The 26,112-nt window shown below is 70.5% G+C and carries 24 protein-coding genes; 13 read left to right on the top strand and 11 right to left on the bottom strand.

Annotation, left to right across the window (positions count from 1 at the left end):
- Positions 1-34 precede the first annotated feature (34 nt).
- The 5 genes from ACLJOU_RS03725 (at position 35) to ACLJOU_RS03745 (ending at position 6,278) form a co-directional block, all read left to right on the top strand.
- Positions 35-1,036 carry a saccharopine dehydrogenase NADP-binding domain-containing protein gene (locus ACLJOU_RS03725; protein WP_410563097.1) on the top strand — a complete coding sequence of 334 codons (1,002 nt, stop codon included), beginning with the start codon at positions 35-37 and terminating at the stop codon, positions 1,034-1,036.
- A 183-nt stretch (positions 1,037-1,219) separates the two neighbouring features.
- Entirely contained in the window at positions 1,220-2,161 is a 942-nt protein-coding gene (locus ACLJOU_RS03730; protein WP_410563099.1) for an ABC transporter substrate-binding protein, read from the top strand.
- A 59-nt stretch (positions 2,162-2,220) separates the two neighbouring features.
- Positions 2,221-3,123, top strand: coding sequence for an amino acid ABC transporter permease (locus ACLJOU_RS03735; RefSeq protein ID WP_410563100.1), 903 nt, complete (start codon positions 2,221-2,223; stop codon positions 3,121-3,123).
- Positions 3,120-3,893, top strand: a complete 774-nt coding sequence (locus tag ACLJOU_RS03740; RefSeq protein WP_410563102.1) for an amino acid ABC transporter ATP-binding protein — start codon at positions 3,120-3,122, stop codon at positions 3,891-3,893. The genes ACLJOU_RS03735 and ACLJOU_RS03740 overlap by 4 nt, the downstream gene beginning before the upstream one ends.
- A gap of 81 nt (positions 3,894-3,974) precedes the next feature.
- Positions 3,975-6,278, top strand: coding sequence for an oxidoreductase (locus ACLJOU_RS03745; RefSeq protein WP_410563105.1), 2,304 nt, complete (start codon positions 3,975-3,977; stop codon positions 6,276-6,278).
- A 28-nt stretch (positions 6,279-6,306) separates the two neighbouring features.
- Here the strand turns inward: ACLJOU_RS03745 and ACLJOU_RS03750 are convergent, their stop codons facing one another.
- Positions 6,307-6,879, bottom strand: a complete 573-nt coding sequence (locus tag ACLJOU_RS03750; RefSeq protein WP_410563107.1) for a hypothetical protein — start codon at positions 6,877-6,879, stop codon at positions 6,307-6,309.
- Between the two features lie 163 nt (positions 6,880-7,042).
- Between ACLJOU_RS03750 and ACLJOU_RS03755 the strand changes: the two genes are divergently transcribed.
- The 3 genes from ACLJOU_RS03755 to ACLJOU_RS03765 all read left to right on the top strand — a co-directional run bounded on the left by ACLJOU_RS03755 (position 7,043) and on the right by ACLJOU_RS03765 (position 11,526).
- Complete coding sequence (locus tag ACLJOU_RS03755; RefSeq protein WP_410564705.1) at positions 7,043-8,860, top strand: NHL domain-containing thioredoxin family protein; 1,818 nt, start codon at positions 7,043-7,045, stop codon at positions 8,858-8,860.
- 1 nt (position 8,861) lies between these two features.
- Entirely contained in the window at positions 8,862-9,194 is a 333-nt protein-coding gene (locus ACLJOU_RS03760; protein WP_013230909.1) for a GroES family chaperonin, read from the top strand.
- Positions 9,195-9,282: 88 nt separating this feature from the next.
- A complete protein-coding gene (locus ACLJOU_RS03765) occupies positions 9,283-11,526 on the top strand; it encodes a VanW family protein (protein WP_410563110.1) in 2,244 nt (747 codons plus the stop codon).
- A 4-nt stretch (positions 11,527-11,530) separates the two neighbouring features.
- Here the strand turns inward: ACLJOU_RS03765 and ACLJOU_RS03770 are convergent, their stop codons facing one another.
- Positions 11,531-12,238, bottom strand: a complete 708-nt coding sequence (locus ACLJOU_RS03770; protein WP_410563113.1) for a leucine-rich repeat domain-containing protein — start codon at positions 12,236-12,238, stop codon at positions 11,531-11,533.
- The gene (locus ACLJOU_RS03775) at positions 12,235-13,074 is read right to left on the bottom strand and encodes a helix-turn-helix transcriptional regulator (RefSeq protein ID WP_410563116.1); all 840 of its coding nucleotides are present in this window, start codon (positions 13,072-13,074) and stop codon (positions 12,235-12,237) included. Before ACLJOU_RS03775 ends, ACLJOU_RS03770 begins: the two co-directional genes overlap by 4 nt.
- A 111-nt stretch (positions 13,075-13,185) precedes the next feature.
- Between ACLJOU_RS03775 and ACLJOU_RS03780 the strand changes: the two genes are divergently transcribed.
- Entirely contained in the window at positions 13,186-14,601 is a 1,416-nt protein-coding gene (locus ACLJOU_RS03780) for an MFS transporter (protein WP_410563118.1), read from the top strand.
- 91 nt (positions 14,602-14,692) lie between these two features.
- On the opposite strand, the gene ACLJOU_RS03785 is transcribed toward ACLJOU_RS03780, so the two are convergent.
- The 5 genes from ACLJOU_RS03785 to ACLJOU_RS03805 all read right to left on the bottom strand — a co-directional run bounded on the left by ACLJOU_RS03785 (position 14,693) and on the right by ACLJOU_RS03805 (position 19,571).
- Complete coding sequence (locus ACLJOU_RS03785; RefSeq protein ID WP_410563120.1) at positions 14,693-14,968, bottom strand: GlsB/YeaQ/YmgE family stress response membrane protein; 276 nt, start codon at positions 14,966-14,968, stop codon at positions 14,693-14,695.
- A 139-nt stretch (positions 14,969-15,107) separates the two neighbouring features.
- Complete coding sequence (locus tag ACLJOU_RS03790) at positions 15,108-16,943, bottom strand: acyl-CoA dehydrogenase (protein WP_410563122.1); 1,836 nt, start codon at positions 16,941-16,943, stop codon at positions 15,108-15,110.
- A 149-nt stretch (positions 16,944-17,092) separates the two neighbouring features.
- Complete coding sequence (locus ACLJOU_RS03795) at positions 17,093-17,878, bottom strand: response regulator transcription factor (protein ID WP_410563124.1); 786 nt, start codon at positions 17,876-17,878, stop codon at positions 17,093-17,095.
- 266 nt (positions 17,879-18,144) lie between these two features.
- Complete coding sequence (gene mug / locus ACLJOU_RS03800) at positions 18,145-18,705, bottom strand: G/U mismatch-specific DNA glycosylase (RefSeq protein WP_410563126.1); 561 nt, start codon at positions 18,703-18,705, stop codon at positions 18,145-18,147.
- A 239-nt stretch (positions 18,706-18,944) separates the two neighbouring features.
- Positions 18,945-19,571 carry a VanZ family protein gene (locus tag ACLJOU_RS03805; protein ID WP_410563127.1) on the bottom strand — a complete coding sequence of 209 codons (627 nt, stop codon included), beginning with the start codon at positions 19,569-19,571 and terminating at the stop codon, positions 18,945-18,947.
- Positions 19,572-19,940: 369 nt separating this feature from the next.
- On the opposite strand from ACLJOU_RS03805, the gene ACLJOU_RS03810 reads away from it, so the two are divergent.
- The 3 genes from ACLJOU_RS03810 to ACLJOU_RS03820 all read left to right on the top strand — a co-directional run bounded on the left by ACLJOU_RS03810 (position 19,941) and on the right by ACLJOU_RS03820 (position 23,224).
- Positions 19,941-21,020 carry a Gfo/Idh/MocA family protein gene (locus tag ACLJOU_RS03810; RefSeq protein ID WP_410563129.1) on the top strand — a complete coding sequence of 360 codons (1,080 nt, stop codon included), beginning with the start codon at positions 19,941-19,943 and terminating at the stop codon, positions 21,018-21,020.
- 147 nt (positions 21,021-21,167) lie between these two features.
- Positions 21,168-22,859, top strand: a complete 1,692-nt coding sequence (locus ACLJOU_RS03815) for a bifunctional metallophosphatase/5'-nucleotidase (RefSeq protein WP_410563130.1) — start codon at positions 21,168-21,170, stop codon at positions 22,857-22,859.
- 38 nt (positions 22,860-22,897) lie between these two features.
- Complete coding sequence (locus tag ACLJOU_RS03820; protein WP_410563133.1) at positions 22,898-23,224, top strand: MmcQ/YjbR family DNA-binding protein; 327 nt, start codon at positions 22,898-22,900, stop codon at positions 23,222-23,224.
- Here ACLJOU_RS03820 and ACLJOU_RS03825 read toward each other — a convergent pair.
- Positions 23,214-23,750 carry a GNAT family N-acetyltransferase gene (locus ACLJOU_RS03825; RefSeq protein ID WP_410563135.1) on the bottom strand — a complete coding sequence of 179 codons (537 nt, stop codon included), beginning with the start codon at positions 23,748-23,750 and terminating at the stop codon, positions 23,214-23,216. The genes ACLJOU_RS03820 and ACLJOU_RS03825 overlap by 11 nt on opposite strands.
- An 8-nt stretch (positions 23,751-23,758) precedes the next feature.
- Positions 23,759-24,136, bottom strand: a complete 378-nt coding sequence (locus ACLJOU_RS03830) for a nitroreductase family deazaflavin-dependent oxidoreductase (protein ID WP_410563137.1) — start codon at positions 24,134-24,136, stop codon at positions 23,759-23,761.
- A gap of 86 nt (positions 24,137-24,222) precedes the next feature.
- Between ACLJOU_RS03830 and ACLJOU_RS03835 the strand changes: the two genes are divergently transcribed.
- Positions 24,223-24,873, top strand: a complete 651-nt coding sequence (locus ACLJOU_RS03835; RefSeq protein WP_410563140.1) for a hypothetical protein — start codon at positions 24,223-24,225, stop codon at positions 24,871-24,873.
- Here ACLJOU_RS03835 and ACLJOU_RS03840 read toward each other — a convergent pair.
- Entirely contained in the window at positions 24,825-26,069 is a 1,245-nt protein-coding gene (locus ACLJOU_RS03840) for a cytochrome P450 family protein (RefSeq protein ID WP_410563142.1), read from the bottom strand. The genes ACLJOU_RS03835 and ACLJOU_RS03840 overlap by 49 nt on opposite strands.
- Between the last annotated feature and the right edge of the window lie 43 nt (positions 26,070-26,112).

Raw genomic sequence — 26,112 nt, forward strand, 5'->3', positions numbered from 1 at the left:
GATGACGACACACTGAGACATCACGGGAGTCGACATGGAGATCTGGGTACTCGGCGCTCTGGGCCGCACCGGCCGGGCCATCACCGCCGAACTGACCGCGCGCGACCTGCCCGCCGTGCTCGTCGGACGCGACCGGGAGCGGCTGGCGGAGACCGGCTCGAAGTACGTCGTCGCCGACGGCGTCGAGGCGATCGCGGCGGAGATCCGGCGGCAGCGGCCGGCGGTCGTCATCAACACCATCGGCGAGTACGCCGCCACGGCTCCGGCGATCGCGCGGGCGTGCCTGCCTGGCGGCCACTACGTCGACCTGGCCGCGGACAGCGTCGCCGTCCAGCGGCTGCTCGACCTGCACGAAGAGGCCCAGGCCGGCGGCAGCACCTTCCTCACCGGCGTCGGCTTCGGCGTCCTGGCCACCGAGGCCGTCGTGGTGAAGCTGTGCGAAGGACAGCCGATGCCCGAAGCCGTGCGCGTCGACGCGCTGGCGTCGGTCGCCGTCGAAGAAGGCGCGGTGGGGGTCGCGTTGGCGGCCACCATCGTCGACGCCTTGACGACGGCCGGGCTGGGGGCGAACCCGCGAACCGTCACCCTCCCCGACGGCGAGACGGTGCGGGCCGCGACCGTTCCCTCGGGGGAGCTGATCGCCGCCCAGCGCGCGAGCGGTGCGCCGGACGTCGTGGTGTCGTCCGCGCTGGCGCCGACCTCGCCGGTGACACGGGCGCTCGTGCCGCTGCTCGGCCGGCTGGTGTCGATCCCGGCCGTGCGCCGGTTCGCCGTCCGGCGCCTCGCCGCGATCCGCACGAAGGCCGCACCCCGCCCGCGCACGCACTCCTGGGGCCATGCGGTCGTGACCTGGCCGGACGGCACCACGCGCGAAGGCTGGCTCCGCGCGGGCGAAGGCATGGACTTCACCGCAGCGGTCGTGGCCGAGACCGCGGCCCGCCTCGCCCGCGGCGAGGGCAAGCCGGGCGCGGACACACCGGCGGCGGCGTTCGGCGCCGGCCTGGCCGAAGCGGCGGGCGGCACCTTCCTGCTCTGAGCCGGCCGGGGCAGGTGCACCGAGACGTCCGAAGTGGACTGCGTTGCCGGGTGAAGACGGCCCTCGGCGGCGACAGTCGCGCGCCGCTCTAAACATCGCTGTAACTTCACGGTGCTGTGCTTTGGTATGGATGAGTGGCAATATGCGTGCTCTCAGAACCTGAGAACTACGAGGAGTGACGACGTGGCCCGAGGAACCCAGCTGAAGGCGATCGCCCTGCTGCCGGCGTTCGCCCTGGTCGGCTTGACCGTGGCGTGCGGAGCGGGAGGCAGTGGCGCGGGCGACGCCGGCTCCAGCTCCGCGGCCGCCCCGGGCACCGCATCGGGTGACATCGGCACGGTCGCCAAGGACGACAAGCTGGCGGCCATGGTCCCGGACGCGGTCAAGGCCGACGGCAAGATCCTGGTCGGCCAGGACCAGAGCTACCCGCCGAACGAGTTCCAGGACGCGAGCGGCAAGGTCACCGGCTTCGACGTCGACCTCGGCACCGCGATCGGGCAGAAGCTGGGCCTGAAGATGGAGTTCCAGAACTCCGCCTTCGACGGGATCATCCCGGGCATCCAGGCCGGCAAGTACGAGCTCGCGATGTCGTCGTTCAGCGTCAACGCCGAACGGCTCCAGATCGTCGACATGGTCGGCTACTACAAGGCGGGGACGTCGCTCGGCGTGCTCAAGGGCAACCCCGACAAGCTGAACGTCGACGACCTGTGCGGCAAGAAGATGGGCGTCCAGAAGGGCACCACGCAGGTCGACGACCTGCAGACCCGCTCGCAGAAGTGCACCTCGGCGGGCAAGCCGGCGATCGACGTCACCCAGCTGCAGGCCCAGACCGACGTGAACCTCGCGCTGACCGCGAAGCGGGTGCAGGGCGAGCTGGCCGACTCCCCGGTCGTCGACTACGCGGTCAAGCAGACCAACGGGCAGCTCGAGGTCGTCGGCGACCCGTACGACACGGCGCCCTACGGCATCATCCTGAAGAAGGGCAGCGGCGACTACGCCAAGGCGGTCCAGAGCGCCGTCCAGGCCCTGATCGACGACGGCACCTACAAGAAGATCCTCGACAAGTGGGGCCTGTCGGCGGCCGGCGCGGTCACCAAGTCGGAACTCAACCCGGCGGCCTCCTGAGCCGGGCAGAGAGGGCTCAGCAAGTGTCCAGCTCCCCCGACGCGCCACCCGGTGAACGGGTGCCCGTCGACACCGAACCCATCAAGGCCGTCCCGGTGCGCCACTACGGGCGCTGGGCGGCCGGGGTGGTCGTCCTCTTCATCGCCTTCATCGTCGTCCGCAGCATCGTCACGAACGACAACCTCGGCTGGCCGGTCGTCTGGGACTACATGTTCAACGACCGCGTGCTGCGCGGTCTGCAGAACACCCTGATCCTGACCGTGATCTCGATGCTCATCGGCATCGTGGGCGGTGTCCTGCTGGCGGTGATGCGGCTGTCGCCGAACCCGCTGACCAAGGGCGCCGCCGGCATCTACATCTGGCTGTTCCGCGGCACCCCGCTGATCACCCAGCTCGTGTTCTGGAACTTCCTCGCGTTCGCCTACCCGCGGCTCGGCCTCGGGATCCCGTTCGGGCCGGAGTTCGTCTCGTGGGACACGAACACGCTGATCAACCAGTTCACGGCGTCGCTGCTCGGCCTCGGGCTCAACGAGGCCGCGTACATGGCGGAAATCGTGCGCGGCGGCATCCAGTCGATCGACAGCGGTCAGCTGGAGGCGGCGTCCGCGCTCGGCATGAAGCGGACGACCACGCTGCGGCGCATCATCCTGCCGCAGGCGATGCGGGTGATCGTGCCGCCCACCGGCAACGAGACGATCGCGATGCTGAAGACCACGTCGCTGGTGGTCGCGATCGGCTACTTCGAGCTGATGGTCGCCGTCCAGACCATCTACGCACAGAACTTCAAGACGATCCCGCTGCTGCTCACCGCGGTGATCTGGTACCTGTTCATGACGTCGATCCTGACGCTCGTCCAGATCCAGATCGAGAAGTACTTCGCCCGGGGTACCGCCCGCGACGTCACCCCGCGGACCGGCCTGCGCAGCCGGTTGTTCGGCCGGGGCGGAGGAGGCCGCGCATGACCCCCGTCGTTTCCGCGCAGAAGATCTGCAAGAGCTTCGGCAGCGTCGACGTCCTCAAGGGCATCGACCTCGAGGTGCACGAACGCGAGGTGCTCTGCCTGATCGGGCCGTCCGGCTCGGGCAAGTCGACGCTGCTGCGCTGCATCAACCACCTCGAGAAGATCGACGCCGGCCGGCTCTACGTCGACGGCGTGCTGGTCGGCTACAAGCAGCGCGGCGACAAGCTGCACGAGCTGCGCGAGAAGGAGGTAGCGCTCCAGCGCAAGGACATCGGCATGGTGTTCCAGCGCTTCAACCTCTTCCCGCACATGACGGCGCTCGAGAACGTCATGGAGGCGCCGATCCAGGTCCGGCGCGAGCCGAAGGCCCAGGTCCGGCAGCGCGCGCTCGAGCTGCTGGAGCGCGTCGGCCTCGCCGACAAGGCGAAGAACTACCCGGCGCAGCTGTCCGGCGGGCAGCAGCAGCGCGTCGCGATCGCGCGGGCGCTGGCGATGCAGCCGAAGCTGATGCTGTTCGACGAGCCGACGTCCGCGCTGGACCCCGAGCTCGTCGGCGACGTCCTGGGCGTGATGAAGCAGCTCGCCAAGGACGGCATGACCATGGTCGTCGTCACGCACGAGATGCAGTTCGCGCGCGAGGTGGCGGACAAGGTCCTGTTCATGGACGGCGGCGTCGTCGTCGAGGAGGGACCGCCCGACCAGGTCATCGGGGACCCGCGGGAGGAGCGGACCAAGTCGTTCCTCGCCCGGGTGCTCAATCCCAACGCCTGAGGGATCGTGCGGCGGAAACGGTGTTCCGGCACCGTTTCCGCCGTTTTTTCGCTACCTTGATGGCGGGGTGAGGGAGGGGTCATGTCGACGGAAAGCGCGCTGCCGCCGCTCGACCCCTTCGCGGGCATCCCGGACCGCCGCTACGAGGTCAAGGCGTCCGAACTGCTGAAACCCGGCAACGCGGGCCTGATGCGCTGGCGGCGTCAGGCCACCAACGCCCCGATCGTCTACGTCGAGGACGCCTACATCACCGGGACGCTCGACCTGCGGGCCGCCGACCTGAAGTACCTGTTCCGGTTCGAGCGCTGCCGGTTCGAGCAGCCGCCGGACGTGCGCGAGGCGAACCTGCTCGGGCTCGTGTTCCGCAAGTGCTGGCTGCCGGGGCTCAAGGCCCGCAACATGCGCAGCCGCAACGACGTCCGGCTGATCCGCAGCGTCGTGCAGGTCGACGGGGACCGGCGGGAGATCGAAGAGACGACCGTCCAGCGCGGCGACGACCGCGAGCGCGGCATGCCGAACGCCGCGGTCAACCTGACCGACGCGGTGATCGAGGGGTCGATGGTGCTGACCCGCACGGTGATCTCGCACCCGCACGGCAAGGCGATCCAGGCCGACCGGCTGGTGCTGACCGGCGCGCTGCTGGCCTACCGGATGGTCGCGAACGGCGAAGTCCGGCTCCCGGGCGTGCGGACCGGCGGTAACGTCAACTTTTCGGGTGCGACGTTGAACAACCCGGACGGCTTCGCGCTCAACGGCAACGGCCTGCACATCGGCGGCAGCCTGCTCTGCGAGGTGGACAACTACGGGCCGGCCAGCCAGCGCAAGCGCTTCTCCGCCACCGGGATCATGTACCTGCCGAGCGCGACGGTGGACAGCGACATTTCGCTGCGCGAGGCGAAGCTGACGGTGTCCCAGCACGGCCCGATCGCCGTCGACGCCTGGAAGTCCAACGACCCGTACCTGGACCCGCGCCCGGCGCTGGTCGCCGACCGGATGCGCGTCGACGGCAACGTCGAACTGTCCGACGGCCTGCAGGCGCTGGGCACGCTGCGCATGGTCAACGCCCGCGTCGGCGGCTCCCTGCGGCTGGCCGGCGCGGAGGTCCGGGTCGAGCGCGGCAAGACCGTGCCGTACTACGACCGCGCCCTGCACCTGGACGGCACCGAGATCGGCGGCGACATCGAGGCGACGAGCCTGCGCGTCCCGGCCGGCCAGCTGCGCCTGGCCGACGTCACGATCGGCGGCAACTTCCTGGCCTGGAACTCGATGTTCCGCCACCCCGGCCGCGACGTGTTCTCGGCGCGCCGGTCGAAGATCGCGGGCAACTTCCAGCTGACGGACGCCACGATCCACGGCACGCTGCGCCTGCAGGGCGTGGACGTCGGCGGCAGCATCAACCTGGCGGGCACCCGCCTGACCGACCCGGGCCGCCGCGCGACCAGCAGTTACTCCCTCGACGTCCGGACCGGCCGCGTCGGCCGCGACCTGACCCTGCGGGACAACAACGGCCGCCCGTTCGTGGCGGAGGGCGGCGTCAACCTCGACGGCGCCCAGGTGGCCCGGCGCGTGGACCTGCGCGGCTCCCAGCTGGGCTCGCTCCCGCCGTTCGGCGTGGCCTTGGACGCGGGCGACGTCGCCTCGGACGAGTTCGTCCTGACCCCGAGCTCCCCACCGGCCGGCCGTGTGGTGCTGCGCCGAGCCCACTGCGGAACCCTGAGCGACAACAACCAGTTCTGGGCGGCGTCCGAGGGCATCGAGCTGGAGGACTTCCGCTACGACGCGTTGAAGAAGGGCATCCCCCTCGACGACGACAGGGCCCTGGACGAGCGAATAGAGCTGCTGCGCAAGGCGATGCGCGGTTACCGCCCGGGCCCGTACGACCAGCTGGCCCACATGCTCCGCGCGGCGGGAAACGAAGAGCACGCGTCGACGGTGGCGCTGCGCAAGCAGCAGTTCCGCTACGAGGCACTGGCCCGCGGCTTCAAGTTCTTCGGCCCGGGAGTCCGGCTGTGGAGCTGGCTCCAGCGTTCGATGGTGGGCTACGGCTACCGCCCGGTGCGAGCGCTCGGCTGGCTGCTGGCGTTGCTGGTGCTGGGCAGCCTCTGGTTCGGGTTGGGAACGGACGACTGCATCCACGACAAGTCCGGCCGCGTCGTCGCCAACGGCGAGCGTTGCGTGGTGAACCAGCAGGACACGGGCCTGCAGTGGAACCCGGTGATCTACACAGCGGATCTCTTGGTCCCGATCGTGGACTTCGGCAACAAGTCGAGGTGGTACATGCACGGAACGGACAACTGGGTAGCGGCGGGCTTCACGGCATCGGGCTGGATCCTGGCCACCACGGTCGCGGCGGGTGTGAGCCGCATGCTGCGTAGGGAAAGCTAACGCTTTATAGCGTCAGCTCTAGAAGTGGTCAGTCGATGAAGCGCGACCAGAACGGGATGTACCTGGGGCCGTCCGGTGGGGCCGTGCTGATGCCCGCCGCGAACTCGCGGTGCAGGTAATCCCGCAGGTCACAGCCGTAGACGATGATGTCCGTCTGGTACACCGACAGCACCGGGTAGCCCACCGTGCCCGGCAGGCCCGGCAGGTATCGGTGGCCGCACACCGGCACCAGCTGCGGCACGTCGGCCAGGCGCCGCCGGGCCTCGCGGACCGCGTCCTCCGGGCCGACCGGGCGCGTGCCCCACTCCGGCAGCCAGAAGCCGTTGTGCTCGACGTCGTACAGCACCCCGTCGACCGGCCATGCCAACCGTTTGCGCAGCTGCTCGGCGTTGCCGCAGCGCCAATCCGGCCAGCGGTCGCCGATCGGGACGCCGGCGGACAGGAACGTCCGGTGGTCGGCGGCGAAGCGGAAGCCGAACCGGCGTTCGACGTCGTCGAGCTCGGTTTCGCTCAGCCCGGGACGCACGGGTTCCCGGAGGTTCTCCTGCAGGTGCCGCGCCTCCTCCGGAGTGAGGGCGCCGGCCGGCTGGACGGGGGTCATGACCCGAGCCTAAGCGGCGGCTCACCCGCCCGCGCGTCCTTTTTCGCGCTTTCCCAGGTGCCACGGCCGGGTGAGTTTGTTCTCTCATCGGGCGGACCGTGGAACAGAGCGTGAACGCGTGTAGTTCACTCATGCCGTGACTTCTCCACGACCGCAGAGCCGCGTGCGCGCCCCCGAGCTGCGCGGCGACGTCTGGCTGAACACCGGCGGCCGCCCGCTGACCCTGGCCGAGCTGCGCGGCCGTGTCGTGCTGCTGGACTTCTGGACCAGCGGCTGCATCAACTGCCTCCACGTGCTCGACGAGCTGCGGCCGCTGGAGGCCGAGTTCGCGGACGTGCTGGTCACCATCGGTGTCCACTCCCCGAAGTTCCTGCACGAGGGCGAGCGCGCCTCCATCGAGGCCGCCGTCCGCCGCTACGACGTGCACCACCCGGTGGTCAACGACCCCAAGATGGACCTGTGGTCGCAGTACGCGGTCCGCGCGTGGCCCACGCTGGTCGTCGTCGACCCCGAGGGGTACGTGGTGCACGTCGCCGCGGGCGAAGGGCACGAAGAGGCGCTTCGCCGCGTCATCGCGGACCTCGTGACGAAGCACGAGGCGAAGGGGACGCTGCGGCGCGGCGGCAGCCCGTACGTGCCGGTCGAGGAGCAGACCGGGGAGCTGCGGTTCCCGAGCAAGGCCGTCGCCACCGCAGAGGGACGCGTCCTGGTCGCCGACACCGGGCACCACGCGATCGTCGAGTTCGCTTCCGACGGCGAGACCGTCATCCGCCGCTTCGGCAGCGGCGCCCGCGGGAGCCAGGACGGGCCGTTCGACATCGCGACCTTCACCGAGCCGTCGGGCATCGCGCTCCTGCCGTACGACATCGCCGAGCGCGTCGGCTACCACGCCGTCGTCGCCGACACGGCCGGGCACCGGCTGCGCGGCCTCGACCTCATCACCGGCGAGGTGACGACGGTCGCCGGCACGGGCGCGCAGTGGCGCACCGGCGCGGATTCCGGCAGAGCCACCGAAGTCGACCTCACGAGCCCGTGGGACGTCGCCTGGTGGGGCCCGGCCGGCGGGGTCGTCGTCGCGATGGCGGGCAACCACACGCTGAGCGTGTTCGACCCGGTCGGCGGCACGATCCGCCGTTTCGCCGGGACGACCGTCGAAGGCCTTCGCGACGGCGATGTCGGCGAAGCGTTCTTCGCGCAGACGTCCGGCCTCGCCGTCGACGGCGACAAGCTGTGGCTCGTCGACGCGGAGACGTCTGCGCTGCGCTGGATCGAGCCCGACGGCGAGTCGTTCACGGTGCAGACCGCGATCGGCGTCGACCTGTTCTCCTTCGGCCACACCGACGGGCCGGCCGACAAGGCGCTGCTCCAGCACCCGCTCGGCCTCGCCGTGCTGCCCGGCGACAAGATCGCGATCGCCGACACCTACAACGGCGCGGTTCGCCGCTTCGACGTCTTCACCCGCGAAGTCACCACGATCGCCACCGGGCTCACCGAGCCGCAGGGCCTGCTGCTGCACGACGGCGAACTGCTGGTCGTCGAGTCGGCGGGCAACCGCATCGGCCCGCTCCCGGCAGCCGAGCCGACGCACGTCACCGGCGACGCGCACGCCGTGCCCCGCCCGCCGACGGTGCTCGCGCCGGGCGAGATCGACTTTTCGGTGGTGTTCACGGCCCCGCCCGGCGAAAAGCTGGACGACCGCTTCGGCCCGTCGACGCGGCTCGAGATCAGCGCGTCGCCGCCTTCCCTGCTGGCCGACGGCGGCGGGACGGGCACGGACCTGGCCCGCAAGATCCGCTTGGCGCCGGGCGTCACCGAAGGCGTGCTGCAGGTCGTCGCGCAGGCGGCGAGCTGCGACGACGGAGGTGACCACCCCGCCTGCCGGATCACCCGGCAGGACTGGGGCGTCCCGGTGCGGATCGAGGACGGCGGGGTGCGCGAGCTGAGCCTGGTCATGGCCGGGGAGCCCAGGACCGGCGAGTAACATGCAGGCCGTGTCTGACGGGCCGAAACTCGAAATCCAGATGCTGCACGACCGGGTACTCGTGCGGCTGTCGCCGGAAGAGGGCGAGCGTCGCAGCAGCGGCGGCATCGTGATCCCCGCGACCGCGCAGGTCGCGCGCAGGCTGGCGTGGGGTGATGTACTGGGCGTAGGCAACAGCGTGCGAAACGTCAAGACCGGCGACCGCGTGCTCTTCAACCCGGAGGACCAGCTCGAGGTCGAGATCCAGGGCGAGGGGCACCTGGTGATGCGCGAACGCGACATCCACGCGGTGGCGACCGAGCGCACCGAGCACGGGACGGGGCTCTACCTGTAGGTCGGGTCCCGCGGAAGGCAGGCGCGTGGCAGACGAAGAGGCAACCGGGGGCGCGAACGCAGGCGCACCCGCAACAGCGACGACGGAGTTGCCCGCTGCGGAGGCGCCGGAGCCGACGATCGAGCCGGCGAGCGCGGGAACGCCCGAGCCGCCCGCCCCCCCGCCCGAGCCGACCACGGCCGAGTTCCCCGCGGTCGCCCAGCCGCCTGCGGCGGTCGGCGGTGCTGCCGCCGAAGTCTCGCCCGAGTGGCCGGGGGCGGCCGGAGTCGCTGAGCCGGCTGCGACTGCCGAGCTCCCCGCGGTCGCCGAGCCGCCTGCGGCGGTCGGGGGCGCTGCCGCCGGGGTTCCGCCCGAGTGGCCGGGGGCGGCCGAGGCGCCGACCGTCGTCGAGGTGCCTGCGACCGAAGCCACGCCTGAGTGGCCGGGCGCGGCCGAGGCGCCGACCGTCGTCGAGGCACCCGCCTCCGAAGTCAAGCCCGAGTGGCCTCCGGTCGTCGCCGCGCCTGCCGGTGGCCGGCCTTCCGGCGACGGCGCCGCGACTACCGATCTCCTCTCCGACGACCTGCTGGGCGAGCTCCTCGAAAACCCCGCGCCACCGCCTGCTCCGGAGACACCCGCCCGGAAGCTGCGCAAGGGCCTGGCCCGGGCCATGATGGCCATCGGGCTCGCGCTCGGGATCTTCGTCATCCTCTACGCCATCGATCTCGTCGTCAGCGCCGGGGATGTGCCGCGCGGGGTGACCGTGGCCGGGATCGATGTCGGGGGGCTGTCCCATGCCGAGGCCGAGGCCAGGCTGCGCCGCGAACTCGAGCCGCGGCTGATCCGGCCCGTTGTCGTGCACGGTGGGGACGTGCAGGCCCAGCTCCTGCCCTCGCAGTCCGGGCTCGGGCTCGACTGGCCCAACACCCTCGGGCTCGCCGGGCACCAGCCGCTCAGTCCGATCACGCGGATCATGTCCTTCTTCACCAGCCGCGAGGTCGGGGTGGCCACCCGCACCGACCCGAACCGGCTCGCGCAGGCCGTTCAGGAACTCGCCCAGGGCAAGCTGAACCACCCCGCGACCGAAGGCTCGGTCGGGTTCACGCCGATCGCGGGCAGCGACGGCGGGGTCACCGCCTACCCGGTCCTGCCGCGGCAGGGCCAGCAGCTGACCGACGTCGGCGGCGCCGTTCACACCGTCACCGACCACTGGCTCGACCCCGGCGGGGTCAAGCTCGCCATGGCGATCACGCCCGTGCGCGCGACCGCGGCCGGCGTGCAGGCCGCCTGGCAACAGATCGTCGTGCCCGCCGTCGCCGAACCCGTCGTCGTGCACGGCGAAGGCAAGGACGTTCCGCTGAAGCCCGCCACGATCGCGTCGGCGTTCCAGTTCGCGCCCGTCGAAGGCGGGGCCCTCGAGGTCCGGATCGACCAGGGCAAGCTGCAGGCCGCCCTCAAGGACGACCTCGCGAGCACCGAGACCGACGGCAAGGACGCGCAGATCGTCTTCACCGGTGACCAGCCGACGGTCGAGCCCTCCGAGGACGCCCGCAAGGTGGACTGGGAGAAGACCTTCCGCCCCTTGATCGACGTGCTCAAGAAGACCGACGGGCGGGATCTCCCCGTCGTCTACAGCGCGTCGGCGCCCACCGTGACCACCGACGCCGCCCGTGCGCTCGGCATCAAGGAGGTGATCGGCGAGTTCACCACCGCCGGCCTCTCCGGCCCGGCCGCGACGAACAACCGGACGCTCGCCGCCCGCGTGTCCGGCACGATCGTCAAGCCCGGCGAGACGTTCAGCCTCGGCGGCCGCTCCGGCCCGCGCACCGCCGACGCCGGCTACGTGCCCGCCCCGGTCGACGAGGACGGCACCGGCCCGGACGTCGTCGGTGGTGGCGTCTCCCAGCTGGCGTCCACTTTGTACAACGCCGCCTACCTCGCCGGCCTGGCCGACGCCGGCCACCTGGACCACGACCACTACCTCGACCGCTACCCCGCCGGCCGGGACGCCAAGGCCGTCAACGCCGACGGCAGCCCCGTCGAGCTCAAGGTGACCAACGACGCGGCGACCGGCATCGCCATCCAGGCCTCCGTTTCCGGCGGCTCGGTGACCGTCCGGATCTGGGGCACCCGGCACTTCCGCGTCGAGGGCCAGACCGGGGCGCAGACACCCGGCGACCCGCCGCCGATCCAGTTCGGCTCCGGTGGGAGCGGGTCGTGCCGGCCCTCGATCGGTACGTCCGGTTTCAGCGTCACCGACACGCGCGTGCTCTACGACGTCGCGAGTGGCGCCGAGGTCCGGCGGACGTCGCACACCGCGACCTACGGTCCGCGTCCGACCGTTCTCTGTTGAGTTGTCAGCGAAGGACCATGCACCCCGCCTCCTCGAAGTCGCGCAGCCACGCCGGCTCCCGCAGCTGCTTGTTCCACCGCAGATCCAGCTTGTCCAGTTTGGACAGCCGAGCCAGTGACGCGGGCAGGGTGGTCAGGGAGTTCTCCCGCAGGTCCAGCTGACGGAGCTCAGTCAGCAAACCGATCGACGACGGCAGCGAAGTCAGCCGGTTACCGCGCAAGTGCAGCTCCCGCAACGCCCTCAGCGCGCCGATCGACTCCGGCAGCGCGCTCAACTCGTTGCGGTACAGCCGGAGTTCGCGCAGCGCCGCGAACCCCGACAGGTCCGAGGGCAGCGCGGTGAGCCGGTTGTCCGTGCACCCCAGGTACCGCAGCCGGCTCAGCCGGCACCAGGCGTCCGGGAACTTCGTCAGCCGGTTGTCGCTGAGGTACAGGTACTCGGTCAGCCCGGCCAGGTCACCCAGCTCCTCCGGCAGCGACTCGAACCGGTTGTGCGCCAGGTCGAGCGTGTGCAACGACGTCAGCGCCGAAATACCCGGCGGCAGCGAGGAGATCCGGTTCGCCGCGAGGTTCAGCACCCGCAGCCCGGTCCGGGACCACAGCGACGCGGGCACCTCCGAGATCGAGTTCCGGTACAGGTCCAGCCGGGTGACGCCGGGTGGCACCGAGGGCACCGACGTCAGCCCCTGATCGCTCAGGTCCAGTGCCGTCATGACGACCGCCTGGTGCGGGGCAGCAGCGTCCAGGTCTCCGCGTTGTCCGGAGTGGACACCTGGATCCGCAGGCCGGGAGCCTCCGACACGGCCAGCTCGGTCAGCCGGAAGCTCATCCGGCCCGCCCGCGGGTGCTCGAACTCCCGCACCCTCGGCCGCGGTTCCGCCACCTCGTGCCGCGCCCACAGCCCGGCGAACTCGGGGCTCAGCGCGGACAGCCGCCGGATGTCCTCCTCCCACGCCGGGTCCCCGACGTGGTTGCCGTACTCGGCGCGCATCCGCGCGACCATGTGCGGCACCTCCTCGTCGTAGTTCAGCAGGAACCGCCGCGCGTTCGGCTCGGTCACGCAGCACCACAGCAGGTTCTTGTGCAGGCACGGCAGGCTGTGCCACTCCCAGAACAGCTCCTCCTGCGCCGCGTTCGACTCCAGCACGTCGAACCGGCCGTTGACGACCGTGGCGGGCAGCGGATCCAGCGCGCGCAGCACCTCGCGCACCGCCCCCGGCACCACCTCAACCGACGACGGCAGCCGCGACGGCGTCAGCTCCGCCAGCCGGTACAGGTGCTCCCGCTCGGGGTGGTCCATCCGGAGTGTGCGCGCCACCGCGTCGAGCACCTGCGCGCTGGCGTTGATCGGCCGCCCCTGCTCCAGCCACGTGTACCAGGTGACGCCGACGCCGGCGAGCAGCGCGACCTCCTCCCGCCGCAACCCGCTCGTGCGACGCCGCACGCCGGGGGGCAGCCCGACCTCCTCCGGGCCGATCCGCGCGCGGCACGCCTTGAGGAACTGGCCGAGTTCCTCCCGGCGGCTGGTGTGGACCTGCGTCGACGTCATGCGGACCATGGTGCCCGAGGGGTACGACAATTTCCGGCGAGACGGGTGCTGCCAGTACCAGCACCACCAGGCTCTCTCCGCCCGCAACGGGCGAACCCCAAGGTCGGAGGCATGACTCTGACCACCGATGCCCCGGCCACCCCAGACCGGGCCGCTCGGCCGGACAGGCGGCCGTGGTTGATGCTGGCCGTCCTGCTGCTCGGCCAGTTCATGGCGCTGCTCGACGTCACCGTCGTGAACGTCGCCATGACCGACATCCGCACCGACCTGCACGCGTCCGGCGCCGCCCTGCAGCTCGTCGTTTCCGGCTACACCGTGGGCTACGCGATGCTGCTGATCACCGGCGCCCGCCTCGGCGAGTTGTTCGGGCGGCGGCGGCTGTTCGTCACCGGCGTCGTCGCCTTCACCGTCTGCTCGCTGCTCTGCGGCCTGGCCCCCGGCGCCGGCCTGCTGATCGTCGCGCGGATCGCCCAGGGTGCCGGCGCCGCGCTGATGATGCCGCAGGTCATCAGCGTGATCCAGGCGCAGTTCAGCGGCCCCGCGCGGGCCAAGGCGCTCAGCGCGTACACCGCGGTCATCTCGGTCGCGTTCGTGGCCGGCCAGGTCCTCGGCGGGGTGCTCGTCGGCGCCGACCTCTTCGGTGCCGGCTGGCGGCCGATCTTCCTGGTGAACGTGCCGATCGGCGTGGTCGTCGCGGCGCTGGCCCTGCGGCTGGTGCCCGGCGGCGCGGCGAAGGCGGGCCGCCGGCTCGACCTCGCCGGCCTCGCGATCGCCGTGCCCGCGGTGGTGCTCGTCGTGCTGCCGCTGGTCCTCGGGCACGAAACGGGCTGGCCGGCGTGGACGTTCGTCTCGCTCGCGGCCGGCGGGCTGCTGGCGGTGCTGTTCGTGGTCGTGGAACGCCGGGTGCGTGACCCGCTGGTGAACCTCGGCGTCCTCAAGGTCCGCGGGGTCGCACCGGGACTGGCCGCGCTGGCCACCGGCGTGGCGTCCTACGGCGGGTTCCTCTTCTGCGTGGCGCTGCACCTGCAGACGGGCCTCGGCGAGACGGCGCTGGCCGCCGGCCTCTCCATGGCGCCCGGCGGCGTGGTCTTCGGCATCTGCGGCTTCTTCTGGCACAAGCTGCCCGAACGCGTCCACGCCGCGCTGACGCCGTGTGGTTACGTGGGGTCAGCGATCGCCTACGCGTTGCTGGGGCTCAGCCTGGCGGACGGCGGAAACGGCGGCGCGCTGTTCTTCGCCGCCCTCCTGCTCTTCGGTCTCTCGATGGGCCTGGCGTTCGGGTCTCTGATGGCGCACGCGCTGACCCACGTCCCGCTCGCCGGCGCGGCGGACGCCAGCGGCCTGCTCACGACGACGTTGCAGCTCGGCCAGGTCATCGGGGTGGCCACGTTCGGGAGCCTGTTCCTGACCCTCGCCGCCGGTTCCTCCGCGCACGCCATCACCACGACGATGACCTGGGCTGCGGCCCTGCTGGTGGTGGGCGCCGGGTTCGCCGTGGTGCTCGCCCGCGCTTCGGCCAAGCCGTAAACACGGAAAAGTTAGACACAGAAAAGCTGGACACGGAAAAGCCCGGCCGGTTCACCCGAAGGTGGACCGGCCGGGCCGAGGCTCCGGGGGGTTACCGGGTTACACCACGACGGCCATACGCGCCCGCAGCGATGCTGACACCGATCGCGGCCAGGACGACCTGGGTCAGGATCTCCAGCCAGTCGATGCCGTTGGTGTCCGCGTAGCCGAGACCGCGCGCGATCGCCGTGCCGATGAAGGCGGCGATGATACCGATCACGATGGTCAGCCAGACCGGGATGTTCTGCTTGCCGGGAGCGACCAGCCGGCCCAGAACACCGATGATCAGCCCGACGATGATGGCGCTGATGATGCCGGCGATAGTCATCAACTTTCTCCTCTCGGTGATCGCGGGTCCGGCCACTCGGTCCCGCGACTCTCGGAGACGGAATGCCCCGGCGGTATCGCCTCGAAACGCCAAAGGGCCCCTTCCGTTCCGGAAGGGGCCCTTCGGCGGAATGCGTTGATCAGAACGCGGCTTCGTCCAGCTCCATGAGCGCGTTGTCGGCGGCCTCCACGATGGCGCGGCGGGCGGTCAGCTCCGGCAGCACCTGCTTCGTGAAGAACGAGGCCACGGCGATCTTGCCCTCGTAGAACGGGGTGTCCTTGGCGGACGCGCCCGCGTCGAGCTTGCCGATGGCGACCTCGGCGTGCTTGAGCAGCTGCCAGCCGATGAGCAGGTCGCCGACCGACATCAGCAGGCGGACCGTGTGCTGGCCCACCTTGTTGATGTTCTGCGGGTCCTCCTGCGACGCGGTCAGGTAGCCGATCAGCGAGCCGAGCATGCCCTGGGTGTCCTCGAGGGCCTGCTTGAGCAGCGCACGCTCGTTCTTGAGCCGGCCGTTACCCGCCTCGGACTCGATGAACTTCGTGATCTCCCCGGCCACGTACGCGAGCGACTGGCCCTTGTCGCGGACGATCTTCCGGAAGAAGAAGTCCAGCGACTGGATGGCCGTGGTGCCCTCGTACAGCGAGTCGATCTTGGCGTCGCGGATGTACTGCTCGATCGGGTAGTCCTGCAGGAACCCGGAGCCGCCCAGGGTCTGCAGCGACTGCACGAGCTGCTCGGTGGCGCGCTCGGAGCCCACACCCTTGACGATCGGCAGCAGGAGGTCGTTGACGCCGTGCGCGAGCTTCTGGTCACCCTCGCCGGTCCACAGCTGGTCCTGGAACGACGCGGTGTAGAGGTACACCGCGCGGAGGCCCTCGGCGTACGCCTTCTGGAGCATCAGCGAGCGGCGCACGTCCGGGTGGTGGGTGATGGTGACGCGCGGGGCGGTCTTGTTCAGCATGTTCGGCAGGTCGGCGCCCTGGACGCGCTCCTTGGCGTACTCGAGCGCGTTGAGGTAACCCGTCGACAGCGTCGCGATGGCCTTCGTGCCGACCATCATCCGGGCGTACTCGATGACCTGGAACATCTGCGCGATGCCGTCGTGCACCTCGCCGAGCAGCCAGCCCTTGGCCGGGGTGCCGTGCTGGCCGAAGGTCAGCTCGCACGTCGTCGAGGCCTTGATGCCCATCTTGTGCTCGACTCCTGTGACGAAGGCGCCGTTGCGCTCGCCCAGCTCACCGGTCTTGGAATCGAAGTGGAACTTCGGCACGAGGAAGAGCGACAGGCCCTTGGTGCCCGGCCTGGTCTCGATGCCGGGACCCTCGGGGCGCGCCAGCACGAGGTGCATGATGTTTTCGCTCATGTCGTGCTCGGCCGAGGTGATGAACCGCTTGACGCCGTCGATGTGCCAGGAGCCGTCCTCCTGCTTGGTGGCCTTGGTGCGGCCCGCGCCGACGTCGGAGCCGGCGTCCGGCTCGGTCAGCACCATCGTGGCGCCCCAGGCCCGGTCGATCATGATCCGGGCCCAGTTCTTCTGCTCTTCGGTGCCGTTCTTGTCGACGATCATCGCGAAGTTCGGGCCCGCCATGTACATGAACAGCGGGGCGTTCGCGCCGAGGATGAGCTCGGACGCGGCCCACTGGACCGTGGGGGGCAGGCCGAAGCCGCCGAGGTCGTTGGTCAGGCCGAGACGCCACCACTCACCCTCGATGAGCTGCTGGTAGCTCTTCTTGAAGGACTCGGGGATCTTGACGCTGAACGTCTTCGGGTCGTACACGGGCGGGTTGCGGTCGGCGTCGGCGAAGGACTCGGCGAGCGGGCCGGTCGCGAGCTTGTTCAGCTCGGACAGCACACCGCGAGCGGTTTCTTCGTCGGATTCGGCGAGTACGCCCTTGCCCAGGCGCTCCTGCACGCCGAGTACCTCGAAGAGGTTGAACTCCAGGTCTCGGACGTTGCTCTTGTAGTGGCCCATGTCGTCACTCCAATGTGTTCGGCTCCCCGGCCGGGCACATGTTCGCCTTACTCGCCGGTAACATCAGGATATTACCTGTGGGTAACCAGGGCAAGCAGATCCGCACTTCCGAGTACCGGATTTCTTGGCTCCGGCCACGGGAAACGGGCTCAGCGCTGCCCCGGGAGGGCCGTTGTGTCGGCAGTCACCGGAAGGTGGCCGTCCTCCGCCCGGGTGACCAGGATGCCGCTGCGGAAGGCGATCGTCACCGCGTGTGTCCGGTCCCGGGCGGAAAGCTTGCGCAGGATGCTCTTCACGTGGGTCCGGACGGTTTCGACGGAGAGAAAGAGCAGCTTCGCGATCGCCGAGTTCTCCAGCCCTTCGGCGACCAGCTGGAGCACTTGGTACTCACGCCTGGACAGCGGCATCCCGCCGCGCGGCGACGGCGGGCTGTCGTGGGCGAGGTCGCCCTTCGGGGCGGCCGTGCGCTTGGGCCGGGCGGTCAGCGCGGCCAGCGCCGGGTCGATGTAACGGCGTTCGCTGTGCGCCCGCCGGATCGCTTCGGCGAGCCGTCGTGAATCGATCGATCGCGGCACGATCGCGTGCGCGCCCGCGGCGATCGCGGCCGCCAGGTACTGCTGCGTGCGGTTGCTGTCCCGGATCAGCGTGACCAGGAGCAGCGCCGGGTCGCCGGCGTTGAGCAGCTTGGTCAGGTGGCAGTTCGGGTCGAGCGCGGAGTCGAGCACGACGACGTCCGGTTTGACCTGTTCGCAGAGCTGCAGGGCCGCGTGGTGGCTGGCGGCCTGGCCGGCCCAGTGCAGCCCCTGACTGCGGTGCACGAGCGCGGCGAGGCCGTCGCGGAAGATCGGGACCGGGTCGACGACCGCCACGCCGAGACTGCGCCCCCCGGGTCCGGCCGGCCCCGCGGACCTGCGGGTGGGCTCGATGCCGTGCATCGCGGGCCTCCGTCTCTGCGCCGTCGCTCCTGGGGTGCCGGACGTCTCCGGTGCCATCCGGTCGCCCTGCGTGGACCGGCAGAAGTGACTCCTCCTGCTTGGTACGAGTCGCGATTGCGCAGCTCATGACGCCAAATCCCCCTCATGGCCCAATCCGCTGGTCACAGCAAACTTTCAGTAGAAGTCGATCTTGGGTGGACGGCTCGGCGGGGCGGGGAGGGACCTGAAGGGGCAGTCGGCGCTACTGAGGGTGGCCCGCAGCCCGTTCAACGATTTCGACGGTCTTCGGATGCGGCCCGCAGGAGGGCGAACTCGCCCGCCAGCCCGGCCGGCGTCCAGTGGGCGTTGAGCCCGCTGGGGTTCGGCAGCACCCACACGCGGGTGTCGCCGATGCGGTGGTCCTGCTCCCCGACCCGCGCCTTCGGGAAGCCGAACGCGGTCCGGTAGGCGGTGATCCCGACGATGGCCAGCCAGTTCGGCCGGTACTCGAGCACCTTCGCGACCAGCAGTTTCCCGCCTTCGCGGAGTTCGTCGTCGGTGAGCTCGTCGGCGCGGGCGGTGGTCCGGGCGACGACGTTCGTGATGCCGAGACGGAGGTCGAGGAGGCTTTCCTGCTCGCTGGGCGAGTACCGCCGCGGGGTGAAGCCGCCGGCGTGGAGGGCGGGCCAGAAGCGGTTGCCGGGACGGGCGAAGTGCTGCCCGAGGGCGCCGGAGTAGAGGCCGGGGTTGATGCCGCAGAAGAGGACGTCGAGGCCGGGGGCGATGACGTCGGGGATGGTCGCGTTGTGCGCGGCGGCCAGCTGGTCCTTGGTGGGTCGGGTACTCACCCGTCCAGTTTCCGGCACTTTCGGGCGGTTGGCGGCGCGGTGAGCGCGGGGGGTAGCGGATTCACCACTTACCTGCGTAACCTGTGTGATCTCCCGCACAGCGCCGTACCGAGGAGGATTTCGTGCAGCTTCCGATCGTCCTCGGGCTGGTTGCGCTGGTGCTCGCCGTCGCCGCTCTCGTTGTCCTCTTGGAAGACCGGCGGGCCGCCAAGCGGGCCGCCTTGCAGCGGAAAGCCCGGTTAGCGCGTCTCGGCGAGGTGGATCCGCTCGCGCCGGGCCGGCTGCACGTCGACCGTTGAACGCCGGAGCAGCAGCAGCAGCGCCCCGAACACCCAGCCGGCCATCGCGCCGACCGTGTTGTTCATGAGGTCGTCCACGTCGAAGATGCGGTAGACGTGCGGTGCCGTGCCGAAGTTCGCCGTGAGCTGTGTGAGCTCGATGAGCAGTGACGCCGTGAAGCCGATCAGCGCGGTGCCGGTCAGGCCGCGGCGCCACAGGATCCGCGCGAACACCCCGAGCGGGACGAACAGCATGACGTTCAGGCACGCCTGCTGGAACGTCTGCGTCAGGAACCAGGCGCCGCCGTGCTTGAGCAGCTCCGTGTGGATGTCGGCGATCCACTGGAACGGGTGCAGCTGCACGGTCTGCACCAGCCGGCGGGTGCCGGGGCCCGGCAGCGGCAGCAGCACGACCGCGAGCGTCAGGCAGCCGTAGAGCAGCACCGCCGCCGTCGTGACCATGCCGCGCAGCCGCAGGCCGCCGTGGCGGGCGAGCTGGGTGATCAGCTGCGGCACGAGCACCACGACCCACAGCGCGAGGAACCCGGTGAAGCCGTACTGCAGGGCCGTGAGCTGTGCGTTCGTCATGCCACCGACGCTATGGATCAGGCCGCCGGTGCCGCTTCGGTCGAACAGCTCGCCCCCATCGGCCACTCGGCCGACCGGCGGCGGGCCGATCGGTCAGGGCCGCGGTTCGTCGTCGCGCTCGTCGCTGCGCTCGGCATGCCAGGCGCTGAACACCGTGCCCCCGATGAGCAGGACGACGACCGCCAGCACGATGAGGACGACCTCGATGCCCATCTTTCCCCCACATGTCGGAACGTCCGCCACATCGGTGCCGCCGGGCCGGGTGTTACCGAAGTCATGGCGACATAACCGGATGCTGCTTGCGCCGACCCGGGAATGACTACGACGCTCGGCACGTCGGAGTCTGTGCAGGCGACGAAGGGAACGCTCATGGCACCGGTCCGGGTCGGCATCGTCGGGCTCAGCGCGAACGGCGGCTGGGCCGCGACCGCGCACGTGCCCGCGCTGGCCGCGGTGGACGGCTACGAACTCCGCGCGCTCGCCGGCAGCAGTGCCGAGTCGGCGCGGGTGGCCGGGGAGAAGTACGGCGTGCCGCTGACCTTCGGGGACGCCGGCGAGCTGGCGCGGCACCCGGAGGTCGACCTCGTCGTGGTCGCCGTCAAGGTGCCGCAGCACCGGGCGCTGATCGAGCCCGCGCTGGCCGCGGGCAAGCAGGTGCTGAGCGAGTGGCCGCTGGGCGTGAGCCTGGCCGAAACCGAGGCCCTGGCCGCGGCCGCCCGGGACAGGACGACCGCCGTCGGCCTGCAGGGGCGGTCGGCGCCCGCGTTGCGCTACCTGCGTGACCTCATCAAGGACGGCTACGTCGGCCGCGTGCTTTCGACGTCGCTGATCGCCTCCGGCGCCAACTGGGGGCCGAGCGTGCGCGCCGGCCGCGACTACCAGCTGCACCCCGCGGGTGGGGCGACGATGCTGACCATCCCGTTCGCGCACACCGTCGACGCACTGGCCATGGTCCTCGGCGGCTTCGGCGAGCTCTCGGCGACGATGGCCACCGTCCGGCCGCGGGTGCGCGACGAGGTCACCGGCGAGTCCGTCGAGATGACCGCGCCGGACCAGATCGCCGTCACCGGCGTCCTCACCGGCGGTGCCGTCGCGTCGGTGCACCTGCGGGGCGGGACGTCGCCGGCCACGGACTTCCACTGGGAGATCAACGGCACCGAAGGCACGCTGGTCGTCGAGGCCGCGGACCCGCTGTTCTGGATCGCGAAGCTGACCCTGCGCGGCAGCCGGACCGGCACGCTGGAGAAGCTCACCGTGCCCGCCCGGTACGAGCTGCCGCAGCTGGCCGGCCGCAGCGCCGAGCCGTCGTACAACGTGGCGCACGCCTACGCCCGGCACCTGAAGGGCGACCTGCCCGACTTCGCGCACGCCCTGGGTGTGCACCGGTTGCTCGACGCCGTCCAGCGGTCGGCGGACGGCGGAACCCGGGTCGGGCTGGACGGAGAGTGACCGAGCGGATGCGCCGGAACGGAACCGTTGGGTGACATTCGCTTTACGTCCCTCTTTTGACCCTGGTAGGTGACTGCTTCGCGAGGCAGAATCCTCCGCCGTGCGCCCGTTCGGGGACCCTGGGCGCGAATCGGAGGAAGAACACTCATGAGGCTTTCGACCCGGCTCGCGGTGTTGGCCGCGGCCGCGCTGGCGACCACGGCGGTGACCACCGCACCCGCGTCCGCGGGCCAGCGCCCGGACCCCACGACCGACGTCCGGATCATCGGGTTCAACGACCTGCACGGCAACCTGGAGCCGCCGTCCGGCTCCAGCGGGCGCGTGGTGCAGTCGGACGGGACCACTGTGGACGCCGGCGGGGCCGCCTACCTGGCCACGCACGTGCAGCAGCTGCGGGCGCAGGTGCGCAACTCGTTCGTCGTGTCCGCCGGTGACAACATCGGCGCGTCGCCGTTGACCTCGGCGCTGTTCCACGACGAGCCGACCATCGACTTCCTGAACATGCTCGGCGTCAACGCGTCCGTCGTCGGCAACCACGAGTTCGACGAGGGCTACAAGGAACTGCAGCGCATGCAGTTCGGCGGCTGCCACCCGACGGACGGCTGCCAGTTCCAGAGCACCTTCGACGGGGCGAAGTTCCCGTTCCTCGGATCCAATGTGTACTTCACCAACGGCCTGCCCGCGCTGTTGCCGTTCACCGTGAAGTTCGAGGGCGGCGTGCCGGTCGGCGTCATCGGCGCGACGCTGAAGGACCTACCGACCGTCGTCACGCCGGAGGCCATCAAGGGCCTGAAGTTCGGCGACGAGGTCGAGGCCATCAACCGGACCGCCAACCTGCTCGACTACTTCGGCGTCAAGGCCCAGGTCGTGCTGCTGCACCAGGGCGACGGCACCGAGGTCGAGGGACCGAACGACTGCAAGCTGCGCCCCGGGCCGGCCGCCGCGATCGCGGCCGCGGTGACGCCGAAGGTCGACGCCTTCTTCACCGGGCACAGCCACCAGCAGTACAACTGCGTGATCAACGACCCGGCGGGCCAGCCGCGGCCGGTCATCCAGGGCTCGTCGTTCGGCCGGCTGCTGTCGGTGGTGGACCTGAAGATCAGCCTGAAGACGCGGGACGTCGTGCGCTCGCAGACCAAGGCGTTCAACGAGATCGTCACCCGCACGGTCACCCCGGACCCGGCCGTGGCCGCGCTGGTCGCCGAGGCGAAGACCAAGTCGGCGCCGATCGCGAACAAGCCGGTCGGCACCATCGCCGCCGACCTGCCGGCGGCGGGCAACGCGGCCGGTGAGTCGCCGCTCGGCGACGTCATCGCCGACGCGCAGCTCGCGGGCACGCAGTCGAACAACGCGGTCGTCGCGATCACCAACCCGGGCGGCATCCGCGCCGACCTGACGTACAAGTCCTCGCCGAACGGCGAGGGCGACGGCGTGGTGACCTACGGCGAGGCGTTCACCGTCCAGCCGTTCTCGAACATCATGCAGACGATCACCCTGACCGGCGCGAACCTGAAGAACGTGCTGGAACAGCAGTGGACCGCGAGCGGCACGAAGATCCTGCAGATCTCGAGCTCGCTGCACTACTCGTATTCGGCGTCGGCGCCGATCGGCTCGCGGGTCTCGAACATCACGATCAACGGCACGCCGGTCGACCCGGCGGCGTCGTACCGCGTGTCGGTGAACAACTTCCTCGCCGCCGGCGGGGACGGCTTCACCGAGTTCACCAAGGGCACCAACCTGTCGGGCGGCCCGGTGGACCTGGACGCCCTGGTCGCGTACCTGGGTGCCCACCCGAACCTGGCCCCGCCCGCGGCGGACCGGATCACCCGCCTGCCGTAGTTCCCGTTTTTGCAAGACACCGGGCCGACAATGGACCCATGACGACCTGGGAAGACGTCGTGCACCTCGCCTCCGGGCTGCCGGAGGTCGAGGTCTCGACGTGGTACCGCACGCCCGCGCTGAAGGTGGCGGGCAAGGGGTTCGCGCGCCTGCGCACCGAGGCCGAAGGCGGCCTGGTGGTGCTGTGCGGGCTCGACGAGAAGGCCGCGTTGCTGGATTCCGGCGACGCGGCCTTCTTCACGACCCCGCACTACGACGGCCACGGCATGGTCATCGTCGACCTCGAGCGCGTCGACGCCGGTCAGCTCCGTGAGCTGCTGGAAGAGGCGTGGCGGCTGCGGGCGCCACGCCGGCTCACCACTTGAGCTCGCCCTTGAGCATGCTCATCAGGATCATGTCGTGGCGCTGCCCGTCGAGGCCGACGAACGCCTCGCGGTGCCGGCCCTCCTCGACGAACCCGATCTTGCGGTAGACGTGCCGGGCGACCTCGTTTTCCGCGACGACCCACAACGTGACCTGGTGCAGCCGCATGTTGTTGAAGCCGTACCGGCACATCAGGCGCAGCGCTTCGGTGCCGTAGCCGCCGCCCGCGCGGTATTCGGCGTCGCCGATGTAGACGTCGAGGTAGGCCTCGCCGACTTCGGGCTCGGCGTCCCGCAGGTCGATGACGCCGATGAGCTTGCGCTCGGCTTTCGCTTCGATGCCGAGGACGACCTTCTCGTAGGTGTTGACCGCGCGCTCTTCGCACCGCTTGCGCACCTGGGCCAGCGAAAGCGGGTGGCCGTTCTCCATCCAGCGGCCGACCTCGGGGTCGGTCACGAACGCGTGGATCCGCTCGGCGTCCTCCGGTTCCAGCGCGCGCAACCGGACGAGCTCCCCCTCGAGCAGCATCTTTCCCCCTAGTCCCGCTTCAGCAGCAGGAAGTCGTGGACATTCAGCAGGCCGAGGAACTGGCGCACGGGCGTCGGCATCGCTCGGCGAGACTCATCATGCACGAGCTCGGGCGAGTGCACGCGGTAATTTTTCCGCTGGGTGATGAGGGTGCAACTCTCCGCGGCCAGCACGTTCTTCACCCAGTCCGTGTCCGGGCCGTAGGTGAGGGCGACGACGAAGCCGTCGTCGGTGCGGAAGACGTTGAGCGGCGTGCGGTACTCCTTGCCGGACTTTCGTCCTTTGTGGACGAGCAGGCCGAAGCCCGGCGCCCAGTTCACGACGTACTTGTTGATCCGGTTCGTCACCACGCGGTTGAAGCGGGCGAGTCCTTTGGGCAGCACCATGACCCGATAATATCAACGTCCGATGAATTAATCGAGCGGTGACCCCGGCTCGCGGCCCGAGGTCGCCCGATGGTGGGATATGGCGCATGTCGACCGAATGGCCGCTGCGCCAGGACCCGGAAGGGCCGGTCATCATCGCGCTGGCCCTGGTGAACGACCCCGACGCGCTGGGCTTCGTCGTGCTGGACGACGAGGACGACTGGTTCATCAGCGACGGCACCGAGCTGTCCGACGACGTGCTGGTCAACCGCGAAAGCTTCGGCAAGATGTCGCTGCGCGAGGCCGTCGAACTGCTGCCGCAGCTGGGCGCGCTGGCCGGCCTGCCGACCGGGATGGCCGCCGACTGGGACCCCGAGCGCCGCACGTGGCTGCTCTCGTCGGTGACCGGCTCCGACGACGAGGACGAAGACGTCCGGCTGCTCGCGCAGCGCCGGGCGAACTGGAAGTACGAGGGCTCGCCGGACGACGAGGCCCAGATCAGCACCGGCCTGACCGAGATCCCGACGGGTCCGCAGCAGCCGGTGCGCGCGGTGCGCCAGGTGGTGCGCGAGCAGGACGGCACCTGGCTGTTCGTCGGCTTCGAGGTGCCCGAGGCGGAGGACTTCGAGGTCGAGGGCCTGGAGCTGGAGCACGTGGCGAACCTGTACCCGGACGTGCGCACGGTACTGAAGGCGGCGCCGGGCCAGGTCTACGACCGCGCGACGCCCGACTCCGACTGGGAGCTCGTCGAGGGCTGAACCTCGATCGGCAGGTGGTAGAGCCCGCGCGTGATCGGGCTCGGCCACCAGGTCAGTTCCGCTTCCGGCACCGAGAGCCGGGCCGTCGGCAGGCGGCGGAGCAGCGTCTCGAAGGCGACGTCGGCCTGCAGCCGGGCCAAGGCCGCGCCGATGCACAGGTGCGGGCCCGCGCCGAAGGCGATGTGCCGTCGTTCCGCCGTCCGCTGTCCCGGCCGGAAGGCGTCCGGATCCGCGAAGACCGCGGGATCGCGGTCGGCGGCCAGCACGGAGACGAGGATCGGATCGCCCGGCCGCATGAGCCGGCCGCCGATCTCGACGTCCTCGGCGGGGAACCGCCAGGTCGCGTTCTGCAGCGGCGCGTGCAGCCGGAGCGTCTCCTCGATGACGGCGGCGCGGTGCGCGGGGTCGGTGCGCGCTTTCGCGGCTTCGTCCGGGTGGGTCAGCAGCGCCAGCGCGCCGGTCCCGATCAGCCCGACGGTCGTCTCGTGGCCGCCGATGAGGATCAGGAACGCCGTCGACGTCACCTCGTCCGCGGAGAGCGTGCCGGTGGCCTCCTGGGCGACGAGGTCGCTGATCAGGTCGCGGCCCCGGGTCTCGCGCTTGGCCTCGACGACCTCGGTGACCAGCCGTTCCAGCACGTCGGTGGCTTCGCGGACCTTCGAACCGTCGGTGTCGTCGGCCGAATCGATGACGAGCGACCACTCGTGGACGTCGTCGCGGTAGGACTCGGGTACGCCGAGCAGGTCGCAGATGATCGCGATCGGCAGCGGGTAGGCCAGGTCGGTGACGAGGTCGCCGTGCCCGCGCGCTTCGACGGCGTCGAGCAGCCCGTCGGTCACCTGCTGGGCGCGTTCGCGCAGGTTCTGCATCCGGCGCGGGCCGAACGCACCGGCGCAGGCGCGCCGCAACCGGGTGTGCTCCGGCGGGTCGGTGTTGATCATGCTGGAAGCGAGCGACGGCCGGTGGTCCAGCGGCAGGCCCATGCCCGAGCGTTGCCACTCCTCGTTGCCGGCGGACGGGCTCTTGACCAGGGCGGGGTGGTTGAGCGCGGTGACGGCGTCGGCGTACCGGGTGATCAGCCACGCCCAGGTGCCGGTCGGGAAGCCGAGCCGGTGCGGCGGGCGTTCGCGCAGCCAGGCGTAGGCGGGCGAGGGGTCGCGATCGAAGTCCGGACCGAACAGCGCGGGCTCTCCCATGGCTCTCACCCTGCCCGCCGGGCTTTCTTCCCGACAAGTGTCC

The sequence above is a fragment of the Amycolatopsis sp. cmx-4-61 genome (assembly GCF_046548775.1).
In the GTDB taxonomy this organism is placed as follows: Bacteria; Actinomycetota; Actinomycetes; order Mycobacteriales; family Pseudonocardiaceae; genus Amycolatopsis.

Bases quoted from the DNA above. Each gene is read 5' to 3' on its own strand.
- ACLJOU_RS03725 (WP_410563097.1), top strand. From the start codon at position 35: ATGGAGATCTGGGTACTCGGCGCTCTGGGCCGCACCGGCCGGGCCATC.
- ACLJOU_RS03740 (WP_410563102.1), top strand. From the start codon at position 3,120: ATGACCCCCGTCGTTTCCGCGCAGAAGATCTGCAAGAGCTTCGGCAGC.
- ACLJOU_RS03745 (WP_410563105.1), top strand. From the start codon at position 3,975: ATGTCGACGGAAAGCGCGCTGCCGCCGCTCGACCCCTTCGCGGGCATC.
- ACLJOU_RS03750 (WP_410563107.1), bottom strand. From the start codon at position 6,879: ATGACCCCCGTCCAGCCGGCCGGCGCCCTCACTCCGGAGGAGGCGCGG.
- ACLJOU_RS03760 (WP_013230909.1), top strand. From the start codon at position 8,862: ATGCAGGCCGTGTCTGACGGGCCGAAACTCGAAATCCAGATGCTGCAC.
- ACLJOU_RS03770 (WP_410563113.1), bottom strand. From the start codon at position 12,238: ATGACGGCACTGGACCTGAGCGATCAGGGGCTGACGTCGGTGCCCTCG.
- ACLJOU_RS03775 (WP_410563116.1), bottom strand. From the start codon at position 13,074: ATGACGTCGACGCAGGTCCACACCAGCCGCCGGGAGGAACTCGGCCAG.
- ACLJOU_RS03780 (WP_410563118.1), top strand. From the start codon at position 13,186: ATGACTCTGACCACCGATGCCCCGGCCACCCCAGACCGGGCCGCTCGG.
- ACLJOU_RS03785 (WP_410563120.1), bottom strand. From the start codon at position 14,968: ATGACTATCGCCGGCATCATCAGCGCCATCATCGTCGGGCTGATCATC.
- ACLJOU_RS03790 (WP_410563122.1), bottom strand. From the start codon at position 16,943: ATGGGCCACTACAAGAGCAACGTCCGAGACCTGGAGTTCAACCTCTTC.
- ACLJOU_RS03795 (WP_410563124.1), bottom strand. From the start codon at position 17,878: ATGCACGGCATCGAGCCCACCCGCAGGTCCGCGGGGCCGGCCGGACCC.
- ACLJOU_RS03805 (WP_410563127.1), bottom strand. From the start codon at position 19,571: ATGACGAACGCACAGCTCACGGCCCTGCAGTACGGCTTCACCGGGTTC.
- ACLJOU_RS03810 (WP_410563129.1), top strand. From the start codon at position 19,941: ATGGCACCGGTCCGGGTCGGCATCGTCGGGCTCAGCGCGAACGGCGGC.
- ACLJOU_RS03815 (WP_410563130.1), top strand. From the start codon at position 21,168: ATGAGGCTTTCGACCCGGCTCGCGGTGTTGGCCGCGGCCGCGCTGGCG.
- ACLJOU_RS03820 (WP_410563133.1), top strand. From the start codon at position 22,898: ATGACGACCTGGGAAGACGTCGTGCACCTCGCCTCCGGGCTGCCGGAG.
- ACLJOU_RS03825 (WP_410563135.1), bottom strand. From the start codon at position 23,750: ATGCTGCTCGAGGGGGAGCTCGTCCGGTTGCGCGCGCTGGAACCGGAG.
- ACLJOU_RS03830 (WP_410563137.1), bottom strand. From the start codon at position 24,136: ATGGTGCTGCCCAAAGGACTCGCCCGCTTCAACCGCGTGGTGACGAAC.
- ACLJOU_RS03835 (WP_410563140.1), top strand. From the start codon at position 24,223: ATGTCGACCGAATGGCCGCTGCGCCAGGACCCGGAAGGGCCGGTCATC.
- ACLJOU_RS03840 (WP_410563142.1), bottom strand. From the start codon at position 26,069: ATGGGAGAGCCCGCGCTGTTCGGTCCGGACTTCGATCGCGACCCCTCG.